Raw genomic sequence first — 6,856 nt, 5'->3', positions numbered from 1 at the left:
GCGATGATCGAGGCGACGACGCCGGCGCCGACGGTGCGGCCGCCTTCGCGGATGGCGAAGCGCAGCTTCTCTTCCATCGCGATCGGGGCGATCAGCGTCACCTCCATCGAGATGTTGTCGCCCGGCATCACCATCTCCGTGCCCTCGGGCAGGGTCACCACGCCGGTCACGTCCGTCGTGCGGAAGTAGAACTGCGGGCGGTAGTTGGTGAAGAACGGCGTGTGACGGCCACCCTCTTCCTTCGTCAGGATGTAGGCCTCGGCCTTGAACTTCGTGTGCGGCTTCACCGAGCCCGGCTTGCACAGCACCTGGCCGCGCTCGACGTCCTCGCGCTTCGTGCCGCGCAGCAGCGCGCCGATGTTGTCGCCAGCCTGGCCCTGGTCCAGCAGCTTGCGGAACATCTCGACGCCCGTCACCGTCGTCTTCACGGTGTCCTTCAGGCCGACGATCTCGATTTCCTCGCCGACCTTGACGATGCCGCGCTCGACGCGGCCGGTCACCACCGTGCCACGGCCCGAGATCGAGAACACGTCCTCGACCGGCATCAGGAACGGCTGGTCGATCGGGCGCTCCGGCTGCGGGATGTACTCGTCGACCGTCTTCATCAGCGCGATCACCGCGTCATGGCCGATTTCCGGCGTGACGTTGTCGAGAGCGGCCTTGGCCGAGCCCTTGGTGATCGGGATGTCGTCGCCGGGGAAGTCGTACTTCGACAGCAGCTCGCGGATCTCCATCTCGACCAGCTCGAGCAGCTCGGCGTCGTCGACGAGATCGACCTTGTTCATGAACACCACCAGCGCGGGAACGCCGACCTGGCGCGCCAGCAGGATGTGCTCGCGGGTCTGCGGCATCGGGCCGTCGGCGGCCGAAACCACCAGGATCGCGCCGTCCATCTGCGCCGCGCCCGTGATCATGTTCTTCACGTAGTCGGCGTGGCCGGGGCAGTCGACATGCGCATAGTGACGGTTCGGCGTCTCGTACTCGACGTGCGCCGTCGAGATCGTGATGCCGCGGGCCTTCTCTTCCGGCGCCTTGTCGATCTGGTCATACGCCGTGAACGACGCGCCGCCAGACTCCGCCAGAACCTTCGTGATCGCAGCCGTCAACGACGTCTTGCCATGGTCAACGTGACCAATCGTTCCAATGTTGCAGTGCGGCTTCGTCCGCGAAAACTTCTCTTTGGCCATGACACCCTTGTCCTCGAAGGCGGCCCTCCGGGGCCTTGAAACGGGGTCGCATTAGGGGTTTTTGAAGCGGGATGCAAGGTTCCCTGCTCGAGCGGCCGCAGGGGGCCGTCAACCCCGGGCACGCCGTGCCGGAGGCAGCGGGCAGAGCGAACCGCAATCGGCCACGCCGGGCAGCAGGTAGCGCAGGCAGCAGACCCGGCGCTGGCACGCTTCGATGGCGACGAGCGGAGAAGGCCGCAGCGCGTCGTGCAGCGGGTTGCGCGCCCCGGCCGGCGTCAAGGCCGTCGTCAGCAGTTCTTCCGCCTCGGCGACCCCGTCGCGATCGGCCTCGGGCCGCGCGGCGCATTGTTGCACGGCCCAGGCGAAGCGCACGGCGGCATTGGCCCAGATCAATCTTGGGGAAACCGGGAAATGGGTGGCGAGCAGCCGGATCAGGGGAACGAGGTGGCCCTGAACCAGCGTATCGAACCGGCCCCGACGGTCTGCCTGGGCGAGTTCCAGGCCAGGGCTCAGCAGGATCGCGGCGGTGCGGCCGTCGTCATGCAGTGCGAAGCGCGCCTCCGGCAACGCGACCGGCAGCTCTCGTCGGGCAAGCAGGATTGCCGCGACGGCCGGGATCACCACGGCGGCGAAATGCCATTGGCTCCACATCGAAACGAGCGCCCGGTGCTCTCCGCCCGGATACCGCTCGGCAAAGCGCAGGAGCAATCCGTCCAGCATCGCCCCGTCCAACAGCCTCGCGCCGGCAAGCCCCTCCGCTTCGTCGCAGCGTCGCACAGCCCCGGCCAGATAGGCGAAGGTGCCGGTGAAGCAGCCTTCCAGCTCCGGCGGATTCATTCCTCGCCCCGATCGGAGACGGTCAACCAGGCCGCCAGCGGCGCTGCGAGCAGGGCAAGCCCTGCCGCGCCCGCAAGATAGGGCGTGTAGCCGAAATGTTGCGCCACCCAGCCGGCGCCGAGCCCGCCAACCATGCTGACGATCGAATCCGTGCCCTGCAGCAGCGTGAAGTCGACGCCTGCCTGGCGGGGATCGGCAATCGCCATGAAGCGCGCATAGAGCGCGACGAAGCCGAGCGCCATGATCCCGGAGGAGCTCGCCAAAGCGAGGCCTGCGAGCAGCAGCGGCGAGCTCCCGCCCTGCCCGATCGCCGTGGCCAGCAGCGCGAGCGCGCCGGCCTGCAACAGCAGCGCGGCCACCATGACGGTCCGCGCGCCCCACAGCCTCACCGCGCCGCCGCCAAGCAGGGCGAAGCCGAGACCGACGGCGAGCCCGCCGAGCCCGTTGATCGCGCCGAGCGTCTCGAGGTCGAGCCCGGCATCGACCAGCATCGGCGGCAACATCCCGACGCCCCATTTCTGCGCGGCGACATAGAGTGCCGCGAGCCAGAGCCCACTCCGCAGGCGCGGCCGGGCGAAGGCAGCCTTCAGCGAAGGCTGATGCGTCCGCAGTCCCGGCGACGGCGCCGGCTTCGACACCAGGAACGGCAGCATCAACAGGCCGAACAGCCCCGCCGCTGCCAAGGTCGCGCCGGCCCAGTCGATTCGCGCAACCAGGACGAGGAAAAGCCCCGAGCCCAATGCCGAACCAAGATAGGCACCGCCGACCTGGGCCGCATTGCCCCAGCCATGATGGGCTTTGGCAAGCGTTTCGACCGCATGGCCGTCGCAGGCGATATCCGCGGTCGCGGCGGCGAAGGCGACCGCGATGAAGATCGCCAGCACCAGATGCCATCTCTCCGGCCCGGCGATCGCGACCGCAACCAGCCCCGCCAGCGTGAACAGGCCACAGGCGAAGACGATCAGGCGCGAACGCGTCGGCCCCGTCGGCGGCAGGCGGTAGCGTTCCACGGCGGCGGACCAGGCGATCTTCAGCGCCCAGGGTAGGCTGATCAGATAGATCAAGCCGATGGCGTCGAGCGGCAGCCCGCGTTCGCGCAGGACGCTCGGCAGCGCCAGGAAGGCGATGCCGCCCAGGATGCTCTGACCGGTGTAGAGACCGGCCAGCGCCGCGATGGTCAGCCAGGCGGAATTTCGCCGCGACAGAGCCGGCCGTCCGGCTGCTGCCTCGCTCACCAGCGATAGCGCAGGCTGGCGATGACCTTGCGCCCCTCGTCGAAGTAGCAGAAGCCGGCCGTGCAGGTCTGCTCGACCTTGTCGAGCAGGTTCGTCGCATTGACCTGGACGCGCATGCCCTTCAGCCGCGGATCGAGTTTCTCGAGATCGTAGCGCAGCGCGGCATCGACCAGGGTACGCGGCTTGTTGTCGAGGATCGAACGATTGAGGTTGTCGCCGAGGCTGGCTCCGACATAGCGGACGCCGCCGCCGATGCCGAGGCCATGCATCGGGCCGCCCTGGACCGCATAGTCGAGCCAGAGCGAAGCCGTGTGATAGGGAATGCTGGTCAGCCGGTTGCCTTCGGTTTCCGGCGTCAGCTTGAGGATGCGCGCGTCGTTGTACGAATAAGATGCCTGGATGCTCAGGCCATTCGCCAGCGAAGCGACGCCTTCGATCTCGAAGCCGCGCGAGCGCATGTCGAGCTGGACCTGTCGGTTGAAGCCGTTGATCACCTCGTAGACGACGGCATTGTTCTGGCGCAGCTCGTACGCGGCGGCGCGCAGCGAGGCATTTTGGCCGGGCAGGTCGTATTTGACGCCCGCCTCGACCTGCTCGCCGGTCGTCGGCACCGCGACCGCACCCGACAACACCGTGCCGGAGTTCGGCACGAAGGACGTCGCATAGCTGACATAGGGCGCAAGACCGAAGCTGGTGACGTAGCTCAGCGCGACACGGCCGGTCGAATGGGCGTCCTTCTGCTTGGTTTCGGTGGGTAAGGCCCCGGCGGCCCCGGCCTCGAAGCGGCTGGAGAACCAGTCGTGGCGGCCGCCGAGCGTCAGGCGCCAATTCTGCCAGCTGATCTGGTCCTGCGCATAGATGCCGAACAGCGTCTGGCTTTGCGCCGTGCGATAGCCGAGCGTCGCGTTGTAGCCCAGCGGCACCCCGCCGAAGCCTTCCTTTCCGCGATAGTGCAGCCAGCTGAAATCGACGCCTGCCAGCATCCGGTGCGAGACCGGGCCGGTGTCGAACTTCGCCTCTATGTTGGTATCGACCGAAAGCCCCTGCGTGCGCTCGCGCGTCAACCCAGGATCGGCGAGATAGACATATTGCTGGTTGGTCGCCAGCGCCGAGTAGCGAACCCGCTGGCGCAGCGTGAAGATCTCGCTGAAGGCGTGTTCGAATTCGTAGCCGATCCGCCCCTGCTGCTGGCGGAAATCATTGTAGCGCTTGTCGCCACCGAAGACCTTGGTCGCGCCGATCGACTTGTAGAGCAGGTTGCCGCTGCGATCGATATAGGGCCCGTATTCGTTGACATAGGCCGCAGTGCCGCCGGTCGTCGAATCCATGTACTCGGCCAGCAGCGTCAGTTTGGTCGCCTCGTTCGGCTTCCAGGTGATGGCCGGAGCGATGAAGACCCGGTCGTCCTTGATGGCGCTGATCTGGTTGTCGGCATCGCGCACCAGGCCGGTCAGCCGATAGAACAGGGTCTTCTCGGGATTGGCCGGACCGGAGAGGTCGAAATTGAACTGCTTGCGGCCGAAGGAGCCTCCCTGGATCTCGATCTCGCGGAACGGGGTTTCGGCCGGCCGCTTCGAGATCAGATCGACGATGCCGGCCGAGGTGCTTGCGCCGTAGATCGCGCTCGACGGTCCGCGCAGTACGTTGATCGCCTCCAGCCCGTAGGGCTCCAGCCGAAACAGGCCGTTCGGGCTGTTGATCTGGCGCAGGCCGTCGCGGAAGACGGCATTCTGGGTCACGTCGACGCCGCGGATGGTGAAGGCGTCGTAGCGCGGATCGAAACCGTAGGTGCCGACGCGGGCACCGGGCGTATAGGACAATGCGTCGAGCAGATTCTGTGGTTTGCGCTGTTCGAGCTGCGCCTGCGTCACCGTCGAGATCGACTGGGGAATCTCCAGGATCGGCGTATTGGTCTTGGTGCCACTGGTCGTGGCGGTGGCGACATAGCCATTGGCGGTGATCGGACCGCCGCCGCCTGCTCCCTCGACCACGATTTCATCAAGCTGGACGGAGCGAGGTGTCTCCACCTGGGCCCAAGCAGACGAAGGCAGGATCGCCAGCGCGGCGGATGCGAGCAAAGCAGATCGGCAAAACACGAAACGTCCCCAAGTCGAATGACGTCACGTGCAGTAGCAAACAACAATTCCCGAAAACAACCCGCAAGCAACAATAGACAATTACTTCAATGCAAAACTAAATTTCAGATTGCAATAAATCAAAATCACGGAGCAACTGCTGACTTAACGTCAGATTCACTCACCAGACAGAATCGGCGTCGGCAACACCGTCGCGGCTATCCCCCGAAGACCCGCCGATAACGCTCGACCGCCTTCGGATCCCCGGAGACCTTCTCGGGATTGTCGGAGAGCTTCACCGCCGGCCGGCCATTCGCCTTGGTGACCTTGCAGACCAGCGACATCGGATCGAGCGCGCGCGAGCCATCCGGCGAGCAGCCGACGAGATCGTTGGTCAGGTCCGTGCCCCAGCCGAAGGCCATGCGGACCTTGCCGTCGAAATGGCGGTAGACGCGCTCGATCGCATCGACATCCAGCCCGTCGGAGAAGACCAGCATCTTCTCGCGCGGGTCCTGCCCGCGCTCGCGCCACCACGCCATGATGGTCTCGCCGGCCGGAATCGGCGGAGCGCTGTCGGGGCGGAAGCCGGTCCAGTCGGCGACCCAGTCCGGCGCATGGCGCAGGAAGCTCTGCGAACCGAAGGCGTCCGGCAGCGCGATCAAGAGGTTGCCGCCATAGACCTGGCGCCATTCGTCGAGCACCCGGTAGGGCGCGCGCAGCAGCTCCTCATCCGAATCGGCAAGCGCCGCCAGCACCATCGGCAGCTCATGCGCATTCGTCCCGATCGCCTCGAGATCGGCATCCATGGCGAGCAGCACGTTGGAGGTGCCGGTGAAGGCCGGCCCTAAACCCTCCTTCAACGCCTCGACGCACCAGCGCTGCCAGAGATGGCCGTGGCGCCGGCGCGTGCCGAAATCGGAAAGCTTGAGATTGGGCAGCTTCTGCAGCCGCTCGACCTTGCCCCACATCTTGGCCTTGGCGCGGGCATAGAGCACGTCGAGCGAGAAGCGCTTCTGGCCGAGCATGACCCGGCGGGCGCGCAGCTCGTTGATGATGGCGAGCGCCGGCACCTCCCACATCGTCGTGTGGGTCCAGGGTCCTTCGAAATGCAGCTCGTACTGCCCGTCGACCCGGCGCAGATCGTATTCGGGCAGCTGGAAATCGGCGAGCCAGCCCATGAAATCCGGCGAGAACATCTGCGTCTTGCCGTAGAAGCTGTTGCCCGCCAGCCAGATCAGCTCGTTCTTGGTGAAGCGCAGCGAGCGGGCATGGTCGAGCTGCGCCCTGAGCTCGCCCTCGTCGACGATGTCGGCGAGGCGGATGTGCTTCGAGCGGTTGATCAGCGAGAAGGTGACCTGGACGTCCGGATGGAAGGCCCGGATCATCTGCAGCATCAGCAGCTTGTAGAAATCGGTATCGAGCAGGCTGCGGATGATCGGGTCGAGCCGCCAGCCATGGTTGTAGGTCCGCGTCGCGATGTCGGTGAAGATCATGACGGCATTCAGGTCCGGGGCAGGCTCAC

At 66.0% G+C, this 6,856-nt stretch carries 5 protein-coding genes; all 5 read right to left on the bottom strand.

Annotation, left to right across the window (positions count from 1 at the left end):
- The coding region (gene tuf / locus B5Y19_RS22790; RefSeq protein ID WP_079592157.1) for an elongation factor Tu at positions 1-1,187 on the bottom strand (1,187 nt) is incomplete at its 3' end.
- Between the two features lie 108 nt (positions 1,188-1,295).
- The gene (fhuF, locus tag B5Y19_RS22785) at positions 1,296-2,024 is read right to left on the bottom strand and encodes a siderophore-iron reductase FhuF (RefSeq protein ID WP_055730147.1); all 729 of its coding nucleotides are present in this window, start codon (positions 2,022-2,024) and stop codon (positions 1,296-1,298) included.
- Positions 2,021-3,259, bottom strand: coding sequence for an MFS transporter (locus B5Y19_RS22780; protein ID WP_055730148.1), 1,239 nt, complete (start codon positions 3,257-3,259; stop codon positions 2,021-2,023). Before B5Y19_RS22780 ends, fhuF begins: the two co-directional genes overlap by 4 nt.
- Entirely contained in the window at positions 3,256-5,250 is a 1,995-nt protein-coding gene (locus B5Y19_RS22775; protein ID WP_176168700.1) for a TonB-dependent siderophore receptor, read from the bottom strand. Before B5Y19_RS22775 ends, B5Y19_RS22780 begins: the two co-directional genes overlap by 4 nt.
- 302 nt (positions 5,251-5,552) lie before the next feature.
- A complete protein-coding gene (gene pncB / locus B5Y19_RS22770; RefSeq protein ID WP_055730150.1) occupies positions 5,553-6,827 on the bottom strand; it encodes a nicotinate phosphoribosyltransferase in 1,275 nt (424 codons plus the stop codon).
- Positions 6,828-6,856: the final 29 nt, after the last annotated feature.

It is taken from the genome of Allobosea thiooxidans (assembly GCF_900168195.1).
GTDB classification, from domain to species: Bacteria; Pseudomonadota; Alphaproteobacteria; order Rhizobiales; family Beijerinckiaceae; genus Allobosea; species Allobosea thiooxidans.
Note: the sequence above shows the minus strand (reverse complement) of the source record. Positions and strands in the feature narration are given on the sequence as shown.

Excerpts from the sequence above, each read along its gene's own strand:
- pncB (WP_055730150.1), bottom strand. The coding sequence starts at position 6,827 with ATGATCTTCACCGACATCGCGACGCGGACCTACAACCATGGCTGGCGG.
- fhuF (WP_055730147.1), bottom strand. The coding sequence starts at position 2,024 with ATGAATCCGCCGGAGCTGGAAGGCTGCTTCACCGGCACCTTCGCCTAT.